Annotated in this window: 17 protein-coding genes; all 17 read right to left on the bottom strand. The window is 51.0% G+C overall.

Annotation, left to right across the window (positions count from 1 at the left end; translation table 11 throughout):
• Nucleotides 1-22: 22 nt before the first annotated feature.
• Nucleotides 23-262 carry a hypothetical protein gene (locus SJI19_RS03560; RefSeq protein WP_323476899.1) on the bottom strand — a complete coding sequence of 80 codons (240 nt, stop codon included), beginning with the start codon at nt 260-262 and terminating at the stop codon, nt 23-25.
• 25 nt (nt 263-287) lie between these two features.
• The gene (locus tag SJI19_RS03555; protein WP_323476898.1) at nt 288-1,484 is read right to left on the bottom strand and encodes a PrgH/EprH family type III secretion apparatus protein; all 1,197 of its coding nucleotides are present in this window, start codon (nt 1,482-1,484) and stop codon (nt 288-290) included.
• Between the two features lie 418 nt (nt 1,485-1,902).
• On the bottom strand, nt 1,903-2,187 hold the full coding sequence (locus SJI19_RS03550) for a phosphopantetheine-binding protein (RefSeq protein WP_323476897.1): 285 nt from the start codon (nt 2,185-2,187) through the stop codon (nt 1,903-1,905).
• Nucleotides 2,188-2,261: 74 nt separating this feature from the next.
• The gene (locus tag SJI19_RS03545) at nt 2,262-5,684 is read right to left on the bottom strand and encodes a hypothetical protein (RefSeq protein ID WP_323476896.1); all 3,423 of its coding nucleotides are present in this window, start codon (nt 5,682-5,684) and stop codon (nt 2,262-2,264) included.
• A 20-nt stretch (nt 5,685-5,704) separates the two neighbouring features.
• The gene (locus SJI19_RS03540; RefSeq protein WP_323476895.1) at nt 5,705-6,829 is read right to left on the bottom strand and encodes an IpaD/SipD/SspD family type III secretion system needle tip protein; all 1,125 of its coding nucleotides are present in this window, start codon (nt 6,827-6,829) and stop codon (nt 5,705-5,707) included.
• A 235-nt stretch (nt 6,830-7,064) separates the two neighbouring features.
• Nucleotides 7,065-8,213, bottom strand: a complete 1,149-nt coding sequence (locus SJI19_RS03535) for an IpaC/SipC family type III secretion system effector (RefSeq protein WP_323476894.1) — start codon at nt 8,211-8,213, stop codon at nt 7,065-7,067.
• 21 nt (nt 8,214-8,234) lie between these two features.
• On the bottom strand, nt 8,235-10,022 hold the full coding sequence (gene sctE / locus SJI19_RS03530) for a type III secretion system translocon subunit SctE (RefSeq protein ID WP_323476893.1): 1,788 nt from the start codon (nt 10,020-10,022) through the stop codon (nt 8,235-8,237).
• Nucleotides 10,023-10,068: 46 nt separating this feature from the next.
• A complete protein-coding gene (gene sicA, locus SJI19_RS03525) occupies nt 10,069-10,596 on the bottom strand; it encodes a type III secretion system translocator chaperone SicA (protein WP_323476892.1) in 528 nt (175 codons plus the stop codon).
• A 103-nt stretch (nt 10,597-10,699) separates the two neighbouring features.
• Nucleotides 10,700-11,854: an EscU/YscU/HrcU family type III secretion system export apparatus switch protein gene (locus tag SJI19_RS03520; protein WP_323476891.1), complete on the bottom strand. Its 1,155-nt coding sequence runs from the start codon at nt 11,852-11,854 to the stop codon at nt 10,700-10,702.
• Nucleotides 11,844-12,608, bottom strand: a complete 765-nt coding sequence (gene sctT / locus SJI19_RS03515) for a type III secretion system export apparatus subunit SctT (protein WP_323477068.1) — start codon at nt 12,606-12,608, stop codon at nt 11,844-11,846. The genes SJI19_RS03520 and sctT overlap by 11 nt, the downstream gene beginning before the upstream one ends.
• Nucleotides 12,609-12,616: 8 nt before the next feature.
• Entirely contained in the window at nt 12,617-12,877 is a 261-nt protein-coding gene (locus tag SJI19_RS03510) for an EscS/YscS/HrcS family type III secretion system export apparatus protein (protein WP_323476890.1), read from the bottom strand.
• A 20-nt stretch (nt 12,878-12,897) separates the two neighbouring features.
• On the bottom strand, nt 12,898-13,554 hold the full coding sequence (locus SJI19_RS03505; RefSeq protein WP_323476889.1) for an EscR/YscR/HrcR family type III secretion system export apparatus protein: 657 nt from the start codon (nt 13,552-13,554) through the stop codon (nt 12,898-12,900).
• The gene (locus SJI19_RS03500; protein ID WP_323476888.1) at nt 13,547-14,479 is read right to left on the bottom strand and encodes a FliM/FliN family flagellar motor switch protein; all 933 of its coding nucleotides are present in this window, start codon (nt 14,477-14,479) and stop codon (nt 13,547-13,549) included. Before SJI19_RS03500 ends, SJI19_RS03505 begins: the two co-directional genes overlap by 8 nt.
• Complete coding sequence (locus SJI19_RS03495) at nt 14,472-15,527, bottom strand: hypothetical protein (protein WP_323476887.1); 1,056 nt, start codon at nt 15,525-15,527, stop codon at nt 14,472-14,474. The genes SJI19_RS03500 and SJI19_RS03495 overlap by 8 nt, the downstream gene beginning before the upstream one ends.
• Nucleotides 15,515-15,967 (bottom strand): hypothetical protein, encoded by a 453-nt coding sequence (locus SJI19_RS03490; RefSeq protein ID WP_323476886.1) that lies wholly within the window; start codon nt 15,965-15,967, stop codon nt 15,515-15,517. Before SJI19_RS03490 ends, SJI19_RS03495 begins: the two co-directional genes overlap by 13 nt.
• A complete protein-coding gene (gene sctN, locus SJI19_RS03485) occupies nt 15,951-17,246 on the bottom strand; it encodes a type III secretion system ATPase SctN (protein ID WP_323476885.1) in 1,296 nt (431 codons plus the stop codon). The genes SJI19_RS03490 and sctN overlap by 17 nt, the downstream gene beginning before the upstream one ends.
• Complete coding sequence (gene spaK, locus SJI19_RS03480; protein ID WP_323476884.1) at nt 17,247-17,648, bottom strand: SPI-1 type III secretion system chaperone SpaK; 402 nt, start codon at nt 17,646-17,648, stop codon at nt 17,247-17,249.

Raw genomic sequence — 17,648 nt, 5'->3', positions numbered from 1 at the left:
CTCAATTTAGGTTGTTTTATTATTAGAATTTATTGCTCACTGATGCCGTCGTATCGGATTCTTTTTTGGTCATCCCGGTAACCGAATTCACTATCGAGGCAGCGGTAGACTGTAGCGACTGAAAACGCGCCAGAGTGGTCGGGTCGGTCAGATCCGTCTTTTCATCCATTAACGTGGTCATGAATGTGTTATGCGCATCGGTCATGGGTGTTTCAAAATGTGAGAAAATTTTCATCAAATTCATCTCTTCTAGTTTCATCATATTTTCCTAAGTTGATTAATTACCGTTATGGGAAGTACCAGTGGCCCGTAGTCATTTTAACGTAACCCTGTGGGCCAAACATATACGATTTCCCTTTCAAAAAATCATCCATCATTTCTACCGCGAACTGCACATATTGCCCATTCCATCGCTGCTGATACTCTTGGATAAACAGGCGGATACGCTGCAGTTCGCCGTCATTCAAGGCGCCGGAAATCACAAAAGTCACGTTGCCGGGGTTATCCACGCGGGTGTAGGTCAAGGCGAGCTTTTTCATACCCGCTTCGGCCTCGCCGGCGACCAACTCATCGTCAATTTCCGCTATATGAATAGTCGGGGCGTAGGGAATGAGCTCCATTAACTGGGTTTGCAGCGTCGCGCGTTCCGTTTCGTTTAATGCCGCGCGTTGCTGGCTTAATCGCAGCGTGGGGCTGGACGACGGGTCAAAGTTAAGCTGATGCAGCAATAACGCGGGGTACCGACTCGCCAACCACCGGCGAATACGCTCTGATTCCTCATGCAGACTCAAAACCCTGGCCGGTTGCGGCAAATTGGCCCGCACCAGCGACTGGCGCGCCCAGGTCACATCCCGCTCATTGGCCGACAATACGTACATGATGCCGTCACGGCCATGCAAAATCCGGTATTTACCTGGATCGCTGCCCAAATGGCTGGACAACGACACCACTTCGCGCTGCTGGGTATCCCGTTGACCAAGGTAAACCACTGCCGCCAGGGCGATGATCCCCACCCCGATCAGCGTGGTTAATGACCAGCGCCGCCAATTTATCCCATGACGGATGACCGGGGCAGTGGCTAGTCCAGGTTGATAAGCGAGGATGTCATCGGACCACGCTTCATCGGCTCGTTTGACCGCCAGGGCGACCGGCCCTATGGACACGGCCAGATTGCTGGTCAGTATTTGCTCGTGAACCGACGCTTCGCCCAGTTCACGTAATAAAACGCCGCAGTGTTCAGTGGGCTGATGAATCATTTCAAAATTGACGCCCGCACCTTGTACCGGAATAAAAATTGAATTATCCGGAAACGACAGCAGGTCATTGCCCGCATCCGCACCATCATCACATGCTGCGACAAATAGCGTTTTACCCAGGCCAATATGGTATTCACACCCCTTTAATTTCCCATTCAATAAACGAACGATAAATTTATCGTGATTGACAGTACTGGAATCGAGGAGCTGCTCTTGTACAGTTTGCATAATGAATTTCAATAACACTCAACGTAATCAATATGGATACAGCATAAATCAACCGACTCAACACTTCATGACGGAAATCTGATAAATTATCCATCCAAATAAAATAAATAAAAAAATAATTATATGCTAGAAAACAAATAATGAAGGCTTATTTTAATTAGCGACGGCATCATCCACGGCACAGCATATCTGAATAGGGTTAAGTCGGTCTAGGCTGGTCTATTAATAACCGCAAGCCAGCGTTATTCTGGCGACCGCCCTTTTTACCATATTTTGCATTATTTGCAACAGCATCTTTGATGCGGGGCGTTAGTGCCAATGATAGGCAAACACACGATAATTTGACATGAACGTGCATTAGGATAGGTAAACGCACGACAACTTGACATGAACGTGCATTAGGATAAGGCGGCCGATCTTAACCGGCGTGCCCTGCGAATTGGGTTAATTTATCACTGATGATCCGACCCAAATCCCCGACGGTGCCCATCGACAGCATATCCTGCTCGCTCAACGAGATACCGAACGTTTCCGCCACGCCGATTTCAATTTCCACCAGATCCAGCGAGTCGACATATAACTCATTAACCAGATCCAGATGGTCCTCTATTTCGTGATCATAACGCCCCAGTCTGCATGCCAGCATGGGCCGCAGGCGTGAGAGAATATCCGGTGCGGTGCTTGGTGATGTTAGGTTATTCATAGCATGTCCTCATATATATATTGTCTAGGTAACAGGCGTGGTCGACCCACGCCGTTATCGGTTGGTTATGGCCATTAGCCCTGTTTGCCGCCTGCTGGCATACGCGCTTGGCGCACGATAGTACTCGCCAGGTTGGCAGCGGTGGCGCCCCGCGCCGGCGTCACGTTGACATTAAGGTCGACTGCAGTGTTATCCGTCGTTATGGGCCGGTTAAACTGGGGCAACCGGGTAGGTTTGCGTGGTGTTAAATGATCGAGGCCCAAGCCCTTGCCGGTCAACACCACCTGCGCATCATACGGCGTATTGGCGGTCTTGCCGCCTGGCTTAGCGCCGCGAGATGGCGTCAATGTGGGGTTGCCTGCTCCCACGTTCGGTTGATTCACTACGCGCGCACTCGGTTGTGTCACTACGCTGGCGCTCGGTTGCGCCGCTGCGCTGGCGTTCTGCTGAGCCGTTGCGCTGGTGCTCGGTTGCGCCGCTGCGCTGGCGTTCTGCTGAGCCACTACGCTGGCGCTCGGTTGCGCCGCTGTGCTGGCGTTCTGCTGAGCCACTACGCGCGCACTCGGTTGTGTCACTACGCTGGCGCTCGGTTGCGCCGCTGCGCTGGCGTTTGGTTGCGCCGCAACCGCGTTACGCGGGTTGCCGGTAACCCGCCCATCGCGGCGTAAACCCTGAACGGATGACGTGAATTTATCATAGGGCGTTAACACGGTAGGCCACCCGTCGCGCGAACCGGCAACGCCATCCTTGCTGCCAGTGTTATTGGTCGTAGACATCCCGTTTGGCACACCGACTGAACCTGCATGGCTATCGGTAACCGCCTCGACCTGCGGCGATATTGTCATTGGGCGAACCGTTGCGGACGGTGTTAACCCATTACGCAAAGAGGCAAAATCCAGTGGCGTGTCTTGACCTTGCCCAGGGACAAAACGCGCGGCGGTGCTCGGGCTGTGCGGTGCATTGGCGCGCCGAAGCCCTTGATTGCTCAGCGTGATGGCCGGATCATAAGGCGTTGTGCGAGGTGCCTGCGTCGCGTTCTGCCCCTGAGTTTCCTGGCTCTCGCCAGCCGGGGGCAACTCACGGGTAACTATTACCGCCTTGTGGTTCAAGGGACTCGCTACCCGCGTGGCGCGCTGGAGCAGAGCGGCGCGGCCAACGCTTCTTGCCGTAAGCGCGGACATCGGTTCGCTGGCCAACACGTCGCGCTCCCCCCCTTGATCCGCTGGATTCGCGGCGGACCACGGCGGCGTCGTTTGTGCAGTCTGTGTAGTCTGTGCAGTCTGTGCAGTCTGTGCAGTCTGTGCAGTCTGTGCAGTCTGTGCAGTCTGTGCAGTCTGTGCAGTCTGTGTAGTCTGTGTAGTCTGTGTAGTCTGTGTAGTCTGTGTAGTCTGTGTAGTCTGTGTAGTCTGTGCTGTTTGCGCCATTTCAGTCAACACCTCGCCCTGCGGGACTGGCGTCTGTGAGCCCTGATCCCGCACATGTGGGTTAACCGCCCGGGCAAGCCCACCCGAGTTAACGTGAGCGCCGTTGGTTTGATTATTGGTCGGTGCCGTAACGCCATCAATCCGCTCGCGACGTTCGGTCATGCGCGCCGCAAGTGATTGATTAGCATCTTGATTTAGTGTGACCTTATGATCCACTTTCGGCAATTGGCGTGGCAAGGATGAAATGCCTAAACCACGTTCGGTTAAAATCACCGACGTCCCGCCAGGTGGCGTAGCGGCCAGTGAAGAGACCTTGACGACCCGGCTTAACGGATTAGCACTACGCATCACCCGATCGGCACTGATACGCGCCACGTCGCCCGACCGGCTTTTTGCCCATACAGCTGGCTGTCGCTGCGGCGCAATTTCATCGGAGATTGCCTCAGAATTGGCCTGCCCGACCTGACGGCTGAATACAGGATCCCTCACCGGTCTGAGTTTGCTACGCGCCGCAGACAAATCTTCAGCCGGTTGATTTAACGGCACCTTATGATCCACCTTCGGCAATTGGCGTGGCAATGACGAAATGCCGATAGCACGTTCGGTTAATATCACCGGTTGCGCGATCTTAACCTCGGGATGCTTAGTTCTTACGTCAGTGCTGGCCGGTTGACCGGTGACCGTGTCTGCCGGCTGGCGTTCTGACGGCGCCGCCGGGATGAATCCCTGGCGATCGCCGCCGGTATAATCCACAGTGTCCACATGATCGGCCGCCGGGGCTGCGGGCGGCATCGTGGACGGGGTGTCGGCTGCCGCAGCGTGGGTGGCAGCATAAGCCGTAGCATTGGCATTTGGCGCGGTACCGCTGGCTGAGGGCATATGCGGCGCATAGTGCGTCGACGAGTGCGGCGCAAACTGAGTATTGCGATTAGAATTATCAATATTATATGTATTATTAGTAATATAGGTATTACCCGCGCCCTTCTCGGCATCCGCTTTAGGCGCGCTGGGCACATCATCGGTAAAATACCCGTCGTCTGGATTCGGTCCTACGGAATTACGCGTGGCATTATCGTGCGGCGCAGCCTGCGCGGGTGCTTCAGGCGGCGCATTGACCAACTGGCTGATATCATCGCGTAACAGTTTGGGCACAATAAGACATAAATCAATCGAGCTTTTGATGCTCTCTATATCGGTTATTTTATAGTCAAGCGTACCGGCCAGCACCTGCTGATACAGGGCGAACCCTTTTTGATCCAGCAGGTTTTCAATTTGTAGCTTGGTCTCCGGCGTCAGGCTTTGGCCATACATATTTTCAATAAACGTGGCCATAAACGGTTTGACCTGCTCATGATAAAGCATTTCGCTAACGATGAGCTTATCGTTCCCATGCAGGGACAGTAGCGTACTAACCAGTTGGTTCTCCAGCTCACGCACTTGTTGACATTTCTTGGCGGCGCCGGCTTGACCCACACCAAAAATGGACTTGCGGCCAAGCCCGTCGGAAGCCATCATTTTGACTAGTTTGGTCATGGTGGCGTTCAGATCGTCAAGTGCCTTGCCGCTAGGATTTTTTTCCAATGCCATATAATAGGCCGCCGCGATCTCCGGTAACCGGTGTTCTTTGGCATAGGAATTACATGCTGGTTGATTCAACATGCTACTGAGATCAACGCCGTTATCCTTCGCAAAGCGCAGCAGCGCGTTCATACTCTCGCGGTTAAAGTCATGCTTGACATCATCCAGGCCCATCGCGCGCTCGGACTGAGCGCGCGCGGTGGTACCGGTACTGTCGTTGCCGGAGGTTTCGCTTTCATGGCGATCGGCCAGCTCCCCCTGGTGAGAAAGAGAAGCTGAACGGCCCGGGCGTCCTTTACTCAAGGATTGAGGCCTCGCGGAGCTGCCAACAGAACGCGTGTTTTTCGTTCCGGTGCCATGGGAAGACACTCTGGAAACATGCGGCACGCTGTGGGCGCGCTGAAGCTTGCCCGCTATTGGCCCTTTGGCGGCACTGCCCGTATTGTTATAAGCGCTAAAATCAACCGGTCGCGCAGAGTTTATATTATTATCCATAGTATCCTCCGGCTCAGCCGTTAAAAGTTTGCCATTATTTGCTTTAAAACATCCGACATGGATGAAATCATGGTGCTTAATAATTTAATGACCGTTTCATAGGTGCTATTGGCGCTACCGTATTTAGAGGTCAGGGTCTGCAGCGTGGTTTTCATCCGATCGGACTGAGCGTCGAAGCCGCTGCGCCAGGATTGATATTCAAAGGTGCTCATGCTTTTGACGAGATCTGGCGCTAAACTGTCGCGAATATTTTCCAGCGGCCCCAGATCCATTTTGATCACATATCCACTGCCGCTCTTCACGACAAATTTGGTATCGATACCCAGTTCCTTGGCCCAAGCCAGCGCATCTGCCTGCGATGTGGTGCCGGACTCCGGATACAGATTGCCTTGATCGCCTGAATATTTTTTAATAAGAGCGTTGACTTCATCTAAGGCGCCCGCTTTAAAGGACATCACCTGATTGCCATTTTTATCCGGAGTAACCTCGAGATAAGTGGTTAATTTCCCCATAAAATCGCTGAAATCGCTGAATAGCCCGGTATACCTTTCTACCAACGTTTCATAGACTTCAAGGTAACCGGTCTTCACTCCCTCAGTGCGTTGCGCCAGGAGCTCCCAGGCCTCCTGATAGCTCAGACTGCTATAGGTTTTCGCTAAGGCGTCCGCTGATGACACGTCTTCAGAATCAGCGGCGGTGCTGGCCACCACCGCGGGATCGTCAAGCAGGCCAGCCAGTTGGAGAACCTGCGGGCTAAAAGCTGTTAGGGCGGCATTTAAGCCGTTTTTCCAAGCGGGGTGTGGTCGCCCATCCGGCGAGGTCGCCGCCGGTTCCCGATCAAAACAACCTTGCGCAAGCGCACTGTTCAACTGCCCCATGGCGCTGTAGGAGGCAATAAGCCGGTCGCCGTTAAAGCTAAAGGGTTTCAGAACGGGCAGTGGCAGTGTTGCCTGGTCACCCTCCGCCGTGCGGTCGGTCACATCAAAAAGCTGTTTATTCTTTTCTGCAACGTCGTTTACCTTATTGCTATAAGCAAGTAGGCTATTTTTATTTTCTTTTAATACGACACTAAGCTGATCAAATGCCTCAGCGGTTTTAGTCAGCAGGTTGGAAGTATTATCATTGCCGACTGGAGAATAATTCAATTTCCCGTGGCCCTCTCCCGGCGTTTTTTTAATATTATCCGTGTTGGTTAACAACACCAGACCCTGGGTTTCCCCTGTGTCAGACGTCGCGGATTTATGCGTCGTGCGTTGTGAATCTAGGATTATATTTGCATGATAATAACCCCTGGAAAAAGATGCGCTAGATTGAATATCCGTCATGATGGTCTCTTTATTGTCGCGCCGCCACGCTGATGACAACGGCGCTCGAGGTTAATTAAGAAGTGCGGCTGCTGGCAATCATGCCGTTAAGATCATGGCCATTTCTAATCAGCTGATCGAGTTTTTGCAGCAGTGATTCGATTAAATTACCACTATCGTTGGCGCTGGATTTGTCTGAGTCTTCCATGCTGCCAGCCGCCTGCGTGACCTGCTGGGACATATTCTGCAACGCCTGTTCGTTGGCTTGCGCAAATTGGGTATGGCCCGCGACCACGCCGGTAACCGGGTTGTTCATTTGATTAATAAACATAGCCTTGGTTTTGGTTTGCTCAATTTTATTCATTTCTTCTTGATAATTGTTTTGCTGCTTAGCAAGCTTCGCGTCCTTAGCCGGCAGAGCAGCCTCCTCGATAATCGCTTTTTGTCGAGGCGTCACATCTACGCTATTGGCTTTAGTATCCTTAACGCTGCCGTCGGTAAACTTCAGTTTGGACGGGCCGGCGGCGGCGTTGGCCCCAAGCGAGGTGTCGTTGCTTTTCGCCAGATTCAGCTTATCGGTGTTGATCGCGGCTTTGGTTTGACTGATATCTACTGCGGTCGTCTGCAGTTTGGTCCGCTCTCTGGTTAAGGCTTTCTGGTTCATGCCAAAGCCTGCGCCCCCCATGGCAAAACCAAGGGAAGCCTGGCCCACCGCGCCGTTAAGCGCAGTTTGGCCTGAGGCCTTGATGGCATCGGAGGTCATCTCTGCGGCCTGGCCTTTTAATATGGCCATATCCGACTGATTGCTGCGCTCCGCTGTTTTGAAATCCATGACCAACGCAATCAGATTTACCAGCAAATTTACCCGGTCGCTCATGGAGATATTACTCACATCAAACCGGGGTTTTTCCTGTGCGGCGGCCTTATCAAGCGCCTGGTTAAAATCCTGCGATGATAACGCCTGCAGCGCAGTTTTAATCGTTGCGCCGTCCGCTACATTGATTGGATCTGGCGTGCGCAATGCCACGCTCGCCGCTGCGGCTACGTTAGCGGCGGTGAGGGAACCGATTACCGCCGCAGTGGACACCACGGCGGCCTCAATTATTTTCTGTTTGTCCTGAATGCTCAGGCCGGTATTGTTATCTGTTATATCTTTATCGTCTTGAATAGCATGCGAATAAGACAACGCGTTTGACGCGGTATTGATGTTCATCATATCTGACATAATATATATCCTGTTAAGATGTTAAGCTGTTAAGTTGCTTGCTAAGAAATTAGTCGTTGCAGCATTTTTTTGCTGCTGGTTATAAAGATTTGACCATAATTGGGTTACGGTGGCTTGACTTGCGGTAAACATCTCAACCAAATCGCTTAACAGCTTTTTTATTTGCTCAAGAACCGAATCCGCTATTGCCATGCGCGATAAGCTTTTATGGACATTATTTTCCGCAATACCCTTGGCAATGCCAAGTCCGCCTTGGGTGCCCACATTAACGCCTACCGCAACATTATTGGCTTGATTAACCGTATTGCCGATTTTTTGTAATGCCGCCGCATCAGATTTAACCGACATCTTATCCATTAGCCGTTTAAGACTATTGGAAACCATAGCCCCAGACTTGGTGGTGATATTTTTAAGCACATCGGGTACCAGTTTTTTAACTGCTTCGGCAACCATTTTACCTAAAGCCGATGCCGCCACTTTGCCGGCAGCCGCTTTACCGACCAGCACCACCGCAATAATAAGCGCCACCGCGATCACCGCGCCAACCACATTGCCAATCATGTTGGCCACTGAGCTATCCACCCCCATTTTCTCAAGCATCTGGGTAATAGCTTTACCTAAGACGGAGATGAGCGGCTGGATAACTTTCTCCATCATCGGGTTCAACATTTTCTCCATAAAGGAGGTGCCGGTAATGGCTTTACCGATCTGGTCGCCGACCATCAGGGCCACCCCAACGGCGGCAAAGGCCAGGCTGGCTCCGCCGGTAAATACCGCGCCGACTACGCTGATGGCGGTAATCAGGCCGCCCAGGATTTTTCCGGCGCATCCCATGGCTTTATTCAATGTTTCAGCTTTACGCATCTCTTGCGTGGCTTTCTCGGCCTGCTGTTTCATATCCAGTTGGACCGTATCCTGGATCTTCTGGAATAATTCGCTGTCGCTTTCCAGGGACTGCTGACTATTTTTATCCACCAGCTGGATAAACATGCTGATCAACAGCATCATGCGCGACATGGCGCCAAGTGCTTGTTCAGACTGTAGATTATTTTGTGGTGTTAGTTGATTGGCGTCCGCTTTAATGCTGTCCAACAGCCGGTCAACCGCCAACACTTTATCCTTAGCGATCTCATAGGATTGATTGGCCTTTACCTCAGCCTTTGCCACCTGGGTCTTGGCCCCGGTGAGCTCCCGTTCCGCTTTTGCCAACTGGGTTTTGGCCTGTTCGAAGCCCTCATCCTCTGGCGTCAGCAGCGAAAGAGCCTCATCAGCCTGGTTAAAAGCCGCCTGCATCTCGTCGGCATAAGCGGTAGCCAATTCCAAGGCCGTCACGTCCGCTTGCGCAATATCGAGCGCCGCTTGGCTCGCTACGAGTGCTTGCTGAAACTCGGATGAGCGTGCTTCATTTGACTGGATCACACTGGCGCTTTTCGCCAATGCAACCTGCAGGCGATTCGACAAATCCTTCACGGAAGAGTCGCTCAGCAGCGTCATGGCTTGGCCCAGCAACAGAGTAAACTTCGATTTACTGTCGAATTGTATATCCTCTCGCACTGACGGTTTAGGTTCCGTTAAAACTGGCATGCTAAGATTAGCGGGTTCAGAAAACACCGTCATATCGGCTTGTTTACTTAAGGTTTCCAGCATTTTTTTCGACGCATCCTGGGCGACCGAAAATAATGTCTTAGCTTCCTTCGGCAGGGTGGCCGTTTTATTAACAACGGGTTGTTTCCCGGTACCGGCTTGTTCTTCTCCAATATGGCTAATCGCACGAGGGATGGCGGTGCCAATGGTTCCTACTTCATTCATGGTATTTGCCTCCCGTAATATATATTGAATGTTTCATTACATGATCCTAAAGCTTGAGCGTATCCAAATAAGCTTTAGCACGGATACGCAATGCGTCGTCTTGACCATGTTCAAGTACCAATTCAAAGCACTGTTTAGCCTTATTCGCCTTTTGCATCAGCAACTGACATTGACCACTAAAAAAAACCGGTCGGTAGTCATTCTGTGCTAGTGAAAACGCCACGGCGTAAATATCCGCTGCTTTTTGGTACTGCTTTTGTAACTGATAAACCGCAGCTAGCCCCATGTAATAGTCAGGGTTGTAAAAGTCATAAATACACAGAAACTTAAAAAAAGTTGCCGCATCGTCTAATTGACCTTTGTTGTAGAAGTCATACGCATAGGCATACAATCCTTCCATCATTTCATCTGGGAGATCATGTACATCTTTTAGCGTATTACCGCTATTCACCGCCGCCCATAGCATATCCGCGAGCTGCCCATCGTCGGCATCATCAATTGCATGCCCAGTAATAATGCCATTTACGTTTTCAAGTAAACTTTCATCTAAATTAACACTTACATTTACAGTCATTTTATTCTCCTGGAAATGTCACCATCCATCAGGATGTGACGGTATTAAAACATTAAGGGTGTCGATAAACTTTCAAGTAACGCTCACCTCACGGGCGAGCTATCTAGTTAACCGGCTTATCTCTAGCAACATCCGTCGCCGTCGGCTCATTATCCGGCGTAGGGTCATCCTGCGCGGCATATTGAGATTCAGCCGCCGTCGGTTGCGCTTGTTCTTCAGCCTCTGCTGGCCGCCATGCGTTATCGACCTGATGCAACCACGTCATAATGTCAATAATGGTTTCTATATCATCCATTTTTACAAATGAATATAGCCGGTTAGTTTTGTAAATCTTCCTGGCAAGCGGTATGTTGGTTATCACCGGAACGCCGACTTTTTTGGCATAGGCTCTCACCGCCAGTGCCCGCTGGTTGGTTTCCCTAACCGATACCAAGGGTGCCAATATCACCTCTGGTTTATAATAAATACCGATGGCAATATGCGTCGGGTTGGCAATAATGAATTGGGAATTTTTAATATCCGACTTTGTCTGCTCAGACAAGATTTCCATATGCAACTGTCGGCGTTTTGATTTGATTTCAGGATTACCATCCTGTTCTTTATATTCACGTTTTACCTCCTGTTTATCCATCTTTAGCTCTTTCAGATGCAAGAAATAATCCGCCAGCGCGTCCAATATCAAAATCAATAATATGCATGCCAGACAGGTCAGCAACAGGGCAAGCAACAGTTTTCCCCAAATGATAGCTAGCCCGGCGGGATCACCGTACAGTTGTGCAAACAACAGTCCTTTTTTGCTGTGCCAGAAAATCACCCCGCCTATTATAAAACAAGCAAGGTAAAGAAGTGTTTTAATGAAATCCTTAATGGTGCGCATACTGAATATTTTTTTAATGCCCTTAGTGGGATTCAGCGCATTTAAGTTAATTTTTAATGCCTTAGTGGCCACCACAAATCCAGTTTGCAATAAGGTAGGCAACGCAGAGACAAGTATGCATACAATCAATATTGGAATGATAAATTTCATTGCGACAATCATAATTGCCACACTGTAGGCCTGGATATCCTGCTCGAAGTTTCCTGCGATAAGATTTCTATAATTAGTCATGAATTCACTCAATGAACTCATTGAGATAATCCACACTATTCCACAGACTAACAAGCATGAAATAATCAAATCTTTAGCTTTAAACGTTTGTCCTTTTTCTTTGGCGTCACGAATTTTTTTAGGTGTTGGTTTTTCTGTTTTATTGGTCATTTAAAAACCACATATCAAGCTGATCCTTATATAACCACACATTTTTGAACGCGTCCGGTATCACCGGCGTGAAGTAAAGAATCAAAATAAAAAAGGCCACTCCGCTTTTAACGGTCAGCGAGATGGAAAAAGCGTTCAACTGCGGTGCAAACCGCGATAATAGTCCGAGGAGCATCTCGGTTAACAGCAACGCCGCCACCACCGGGCTGGCAAGCACTAAAATCTTGCCCATCAGCTGGGTTAAGATCCCAAGCGTCGGCATGATCTCCGGTGTACAGGTTCCCAACGGCTCGCATAACTGATAACTTTTTTCCAAGGCCTCAAGTAAAACGATTAAGCCGCCGCCGGCCAAAAAAAGCGCGCCGGCGAACAGATTAAACAGATTGGCGAGCTCCGAGGTATCCACACCGGTCATGGGATCCAGCGTGCTGCTGATGGTCGCACCCCGCTGGTTGTCTATCAGGCTGCCGATACCGTGCATGATCCAAAAAGGCAAAGCGAACAAAACAGCCAAAATTAAACCGACAAACACTTCACGTGCGATAACCAGCAAGAGTCCATCTATTTCTTCAAATAACACCTCGCCCGCCGGATAGGGCCATAGCGATAACCCCACCATCATGATAACCGGGGTACGAATAGTCATACTGATAATGCTACTCTTGAGAAATGGCAGCAAAAAAAAGATTGGCGTTATACGCGCCGAACCTAATAACATGGCGCCGAACCATTGGTATGAATCAAAAATAGCCATCATTTTCGTTATTGTCGACTTAACGCCAGGCTGATAACCTCACGGCCAAAGCCGAGCAGGGTTTCCCCGTACCAGCCAGACAGGACAAAAAGGCACAGCGTGACGCATAATAATTTTATGCCAAAGGGCAAGGTTTGTTCCTGTAGCTGCATGACAGTCTGGAATAACCCCACCAGTAAACCCACCACGGTCGCCACCATGATGGGACCGGCAGATAATAACAATATAAGGTATAACGCTTTATTGCCTGCGAATACGACATCGTTCATTTATTTATCCTAATAGCGAGCTAAGTCACCAAATCAATATATTGCAAAATAAGACCCTTGGATAATAATGTCCAGCCATCCAGCACCACAAATAAAATCAATTTAATCGGTACTGAAATGGTGACAGGGCTCATCATCATCATGCCAAGCGCCAGTAATATGCTTGAGATCAGGAGATCAACCACCACAAAGGGCAAATAAAGGTAAAACCCTATTTTGAAGGCGTTTTTTATTTCGCTTAATGCATAGGCTGGTAATAAAGACAGCATGGATGGCGACGTGGCATCATCCTCAATATGATTATCAATATCCTGTTGATTTTGCACCCGTTCAAAAAAACGCGCCAAGTCTGGGTCAGTGTATTTTTGCAAATAACTTTTATAACCGTCCATGCCATTTTCGATAAAGTCAGTCACCGAATCCACGCTGGCCATATCCACCTGCCGCTCCTGAAAAGCGGTATGCGCATCGCGTGCAACCGGGGCCATGACAAACAAGGCCAGGATCAGCGCAATCCCATTAAGCGTCATATTCGACGGCACCTGTTGCAACCCCAAGGCATTACGCACCATGACAAATACAATAGAAAACTTTATATAACAGGTTCCGGAGGCAATCAAAAAGGGCAATAAGGATAAAAAGCCCAGTACGCCAATGATCCCAAAATCGTTAGGCATCGCTATGTTCCTGAATAATATCCATCACCTCGACACCCAGCCGATCGTCCAATTGCACCAGTTCCCCCCGCGCAATAAGAGTGCCATTGGCCCTGATTTCGATCTGTTTTTCGCTTGCCGGATCCATTTCAAAGACTTTACCGGTAAATATTTCCTGCACCTCATGAATAGAGAGATAGCGACGTTGCAATATAAACTCCAATTTCATCGGTACGGCGGACAGCGAACCGGTAATTTTCTCGCACGGCGTGTCCTCCAGGTCATACTCTTCCGACATATCACATTCTTCGTAATGTTCTTCCATCATAATCATCTCTTCTTGTTGCCAATAATGGCCGATTACCCGCCCTTGACATGTTGTCTGCCGGGTTACCTGGTTAATCAACATAATGTCGCCGACGGCCAGCTTTGCGATCACCGAGTCCGACGCATGACTTACGCCGATAATCAGCTCCAGCAATACCGGCGCGCGACCTAAAACCGGTACCGGCGGCAAAGGCGCCTGTCGGCCTGTATTCGTGATCTCGGTGAGCCATACCACACATTCGCTCGCTGCCAGGCAGGGCAACGACGTCACGGAGGGGTTAACCTGCTCGGGCATGACCTGTGCCTGTAACCGTTGATAAGCGAGTGCGTCATGCTCAAACGTCAGCGGGTTGTCCATCGCGTTAAACAACGCGGCTATGTGGGCTAAATCCCTGCCCGTGCTAGCCAGCGCACCCAATTCAGGCAACTGATGCGCCAGCCAATCCCGCGCATCGATCATGCCGCGCCATATGCCGTTGTCCGCAGTAATGCTGAAAAGGGGTTGTCCGATAGGCGGCGTTGCCAGCCCGGCGGGTATTTGCCGCGCCTGCCAATCGGCCAACACCTGGCGCCACATCATATCCGCGCGCGACAGCGGGCGTAGCTGCAGGTTACGCACCGATTGATCTCCTATTCCGGCTAGCGGTGGCGAGCAGGCCGTCCTGCGTATCGTCAGTGGCCGCTTCCTGCTGATCGCCGTTATGCTGCTGGCGTTGCCCCTCGTTATCAACCACCACCTCAAATCCCTGCTCCGCTGGCGCAAAGTTCATCAAACGGTCGTTGGTTTGCCGGTTATTAGGCGCTAAGACCGTTTTTCCCTCACCGAGGGAAACCTGGACACTGTCAACAAGAGCCTGCCCCTGGGCTGAGGTTTTAAAGGTATAGGTAAACGTGTTGCTATTGACCGGAGCCGTTTTTGCCGTGTCGACATTAATCACTTTAGTCTGTGGCCGAACGTCCACCGGCTTATCGTTCATCGGCTCGCCCGCGCGCATTTGCGCGCCGGCCAAGGGCTGTCCGGATAGACCCGCCGCCTGATCTTTAGCGTCTCGAGCCAACCACGCTATGGCGGCAGGCCGAGCTGAATCCTCTTTTTTGCCCTGCCCATCATGATCATTGTTGACTCCGTCGCTTATCGCCGGCGCCAAAAGCGGTTTATTATCGGGCTGGGTCCCAACGCTGTTTTTGGCGGCGTCGGCGTTTGCCTGTATTGGTGTCTGCGCCATAGACGTAGCCGTAGCGACCTGCGCTGACGGGGAGTGTTCGTTGTTTACCGGTGGCATTAACGTCACGTTGCCATGCCCGGCAAAATGAGGCGATAAAAACGTCGACCCGGATCGTGCGGCCGTGAAAAATACGTCGTTTGATCGATCTGTCTTGCTACCGCTAAAGAATGCATTCACCGGCTGGTCGCTCAGTTTTGTCCGTTGAATCGCGAAAGATTCTATCCCTTCGTGTTTAACCATCGGTACCACCAGTCCCTGTTCCGGGGCCATTACAGTCTGCTTTTTCCCGTTCCTTTTGCGAGCAATAGCACGCTGTTCCTCAGCCGACCCGTTTAAATGATTCAACTCTGCACACCGACCCCGCTGCGCGAGTTCCACAATGGATTCATTGCTAGCGAGCGCATTACCTTTTATTGGCAATGTAGTATTTATTGTCGACACGTAATTATCTCCTGCATTTCAGTCTCTTCCTGGCGCAATCGGGTCAACATTAACTGCCGTTTTTCCCGTTTAACCACTATCTGATATTTATCTTGTTTTCGCCGCCACTGCCGCTGCTCGGCACGTATCGTCGCTAATCGTTCACCCAGCTCAAGGTATTGCTGATTGAGTTTTTTGCTTTGTAACTCTAGTTCATTATACTGGCGCCGCAGCACCGCCTGACGGCGCTGGCGCACAAACAACCCGGCGCGATCGAGTTGACCTAACGGGCGCTCGAGTGCAAGCAGCTGCCGCAGCGTGTTTTGCTGGACCTGCAATGCGCTAATCTCAGCGGAAATCTCCTGGCGCTGCCGCTCAACCTGAACTAACCGCACCTCACAAATTTGACGATATGTTTGCGCGCGGCCAATTAATTGGTTGATCTTAATGAGCAATGTCATACATTGCCTGCAGTGTACTTTGGATATCCGTCGGTTCATGTACCCCTTGGCGCAGGAAGTTCTCCAACGCCTGGCGTTTATTGATGGCCCGATCGTTTTCTGCATTTTCCCCGGATTTGTATTCGCCGAGATCGAGGAAAATCTGCAGTTCCTCCAGTTTGGCCAACAAACGGCGGATTTCACCGGCCATTGACTGATGCTGTTCATCAGTGATTTGCCCGGCTACCCGGCTGATACTGCGTAGCACGTCAATGGCCGGATAGTGATTTTGTGCCGCCAGTTTGCGACTCAGATAAATATGTCCATCAAGAATTGAGCGGATCTCGTCGGCAATCGGGTCCGCCTCATCATCACTTTCCAATAACACGGTATAAAAGGCGGTAATGCTGCCCAGGCGGGTATTACCCGGTCGCTCCAGCAGGCGTGGCATCGCATCAAATACCGAGGCCGGATAACCGCGCCGCGCCGGCACCTGTCCTTGGGCCAAGGCCACATCACGCAACGCTCGGGCATAGCGGGTCAGTGAGTCGACAAACAGCACCACGCGTTTACCCTGATCGCGAAAATATTCGGCGATGGTGGTGGCCACCATGGCGGCATTACACCGGTCCAGCGATGAATAATCCGACGTGGCGTACACCAGAATGCATTGGCCCCGACGATCGGAACGACGCAGCTGTTCAGCAAACTCCGTCACTTCACGCCCACGCTCACCGATCAGACCGATGACAAACACATCGGCGTCCGCTCGGTCAATCAGCATATGCATCAGCACGGTTTTGCCACAGCCAGCGGAAGCAAAAATCCCTACCCGTTGGCCGGTGCCGCAGGTTAAAACGCTATCAACAGTCCGGATACCCGTGACCAGGGGTTGATCAATCCCGCTGCGCTGGGAATATTCCGGCGCGTCGGAATCGATGGGACGTACTTGCGGTTGCATGCTCAGCTTTGGCTCCACCAGCCGCTCGGTTATCTGCCCGGCGGGATCGATCACCGTGCCCAGCAAATCCTCACTGACCTTGATGGTTAACGACCCGCCGGTAGGGTGCAAGACCACATCCCTGGATAATCCCTGGTTAGGGCCGATCAAACTGAGCAAGGTACGCTCCTGGTTAAACCCGAGCACCTGAGCGCGGGCGATAACCTCGCGGGAGGTCCAATCGCGGCGAATATCACAGACTTCACCGATCTTGACGCCGGGCAATACCGCCTCAATTATCGGTCCGGATAATCGCATGGGCGAAGCCTGATGCCTTAGCAACCGCAAGTGATCGCTCATTTATTGCATAACCTCGACAAAGCGCTCCAGACGCTCAAAGAAGCCACTCAGCGCTACCGAGAAATTTTGCCCACTGTTCAGGCATTGTGAATTGAGCAGTGCCTTAAGTTCCAAATAACCGTCATTTTTTGATAACTGGAACTGTTCACCGCGAATAAATTCCACCCCCTGCATCAGCTCATTGAGCAATACCGGAGCGCGTTGCGCCAGAATATTTTCATTAAATTCCGCAATACGCGCCCATAACCAGATGTCGTCATCCTGGCTGCTGATATAAATACTAGGCAGATCATTAAAATCAAGCGCAATAGTTGAATGGCTATCAAAGTTAGACAGCAAATTTGGATCACAGCCACTGTCTAGCAGAGCTTCACGAACCAGGGTGGCAATATCGACATGCAT

It is taken from the genome of Acerihabitans sp. TG2 (genome assembly GCF_035013185.1).
Classification (GTDB): Bacteria; Pseudomonadota; Gammaproteobacteria; order Enterobacterales; family Enterobacteriaceae; genus Acerihabitans.
The sequence above is the reverse complement of the archived record's forward strand: the minus strand, read 5'-3'. Positions and strand labels throughout refer to the sequence as shown.

Coding starts and splice junctions, on each gene's coding strand:
- SJI19_RS03560 (WP_323476899.1), bottom strand. CDS start 262: ATGATGAAACTAGAAGAGATGAATTTGATGAAAATTTTCTCACATTTT.
- SJI19_RS03520 (WP_323476891.1), bottom strand. CDS start 11,854: ATGACCAATAAAACAGAAAAACCAACACCTAAAAAAATTCGTGACGCC.
- spaK (WP_323476884.1), bottom strand. CDS start 17,648: ATGCATGTCGATATTGCCACCCTGGTTCGTGAAGCTCTGCTAGACAGT.
- SJI19_RS03535 (WP_323476894.1), bottom strand. CDS start 8,213: ATGTCAGATATGATGAACATCAATACCGCGTCAAACGCGTTGTCTTAT.
- sicA (WP_323476892.1), bottom strand. CDS start 10,596: ATGACTGTAAATGTAAGTGTTAATTTAGATGAAAGTTTACTTGAAAAC.
- SJI19_RS03510 (WP_323476890.1), bottom strand. CDS start 12,877: ATGAACGATGTCGTATTCGCAGGCAATAAAGCGTTATACCTTATATTG.
- SJI19_RS03545 (WP_323476896.1), bottom strand. CDS start 5,684: ATGGATAATAATATAAACTCTGCGCGACCGGTTGATTTTAGCGCTTAT.
- SJI19_RS03550 (WP_323476897.1), bottom strand. CDS start 2,187: ATGAATAACCTAACATCACCAAGCACCGCACCGGATATTCTCTCACGC.
- SJI19_RS03555 (WP_323476898.1), bottom strand. CDS start 1,484: ATGCAAACTGTACAAGAGCAGCTCCTCGATTCCAGTACTGTCAATCAC.
- sctE (WP_323476893.1), bottom strand. CDS start 10,022: ATGAATGAAGTAGGAACCATTGGCACCGCCATCCCTCGTGCGATTAGC.
- sctT (WP_323477068.1), bottom strand. CDS start 12,608: ATGGCTATTTTTGATTCATACCAATGGTTCGGCGCCATGTTATTAGGT.
- SJI19_RS03505 (WP_323476889.1), bottom strand. CDS start 13,554: ATGCCTAACGATTTTGGGATCATTGGCGTACTGGGCTTTTTATCCTTA.
- SJI19_RS03490 (WP_323476886.1), bottom strand. CDS start 15,967: ATGACATTGCTCATTAAGATCAACCAATTAATTGGCCGCGCGCAAACA.
- sctN (WP_323476885.1), bottom strand. CDS start 17,246: ATGAGCGATCACTTGCGGTTGCTAAGGCATCAGGCTTCGCCCATGCGA.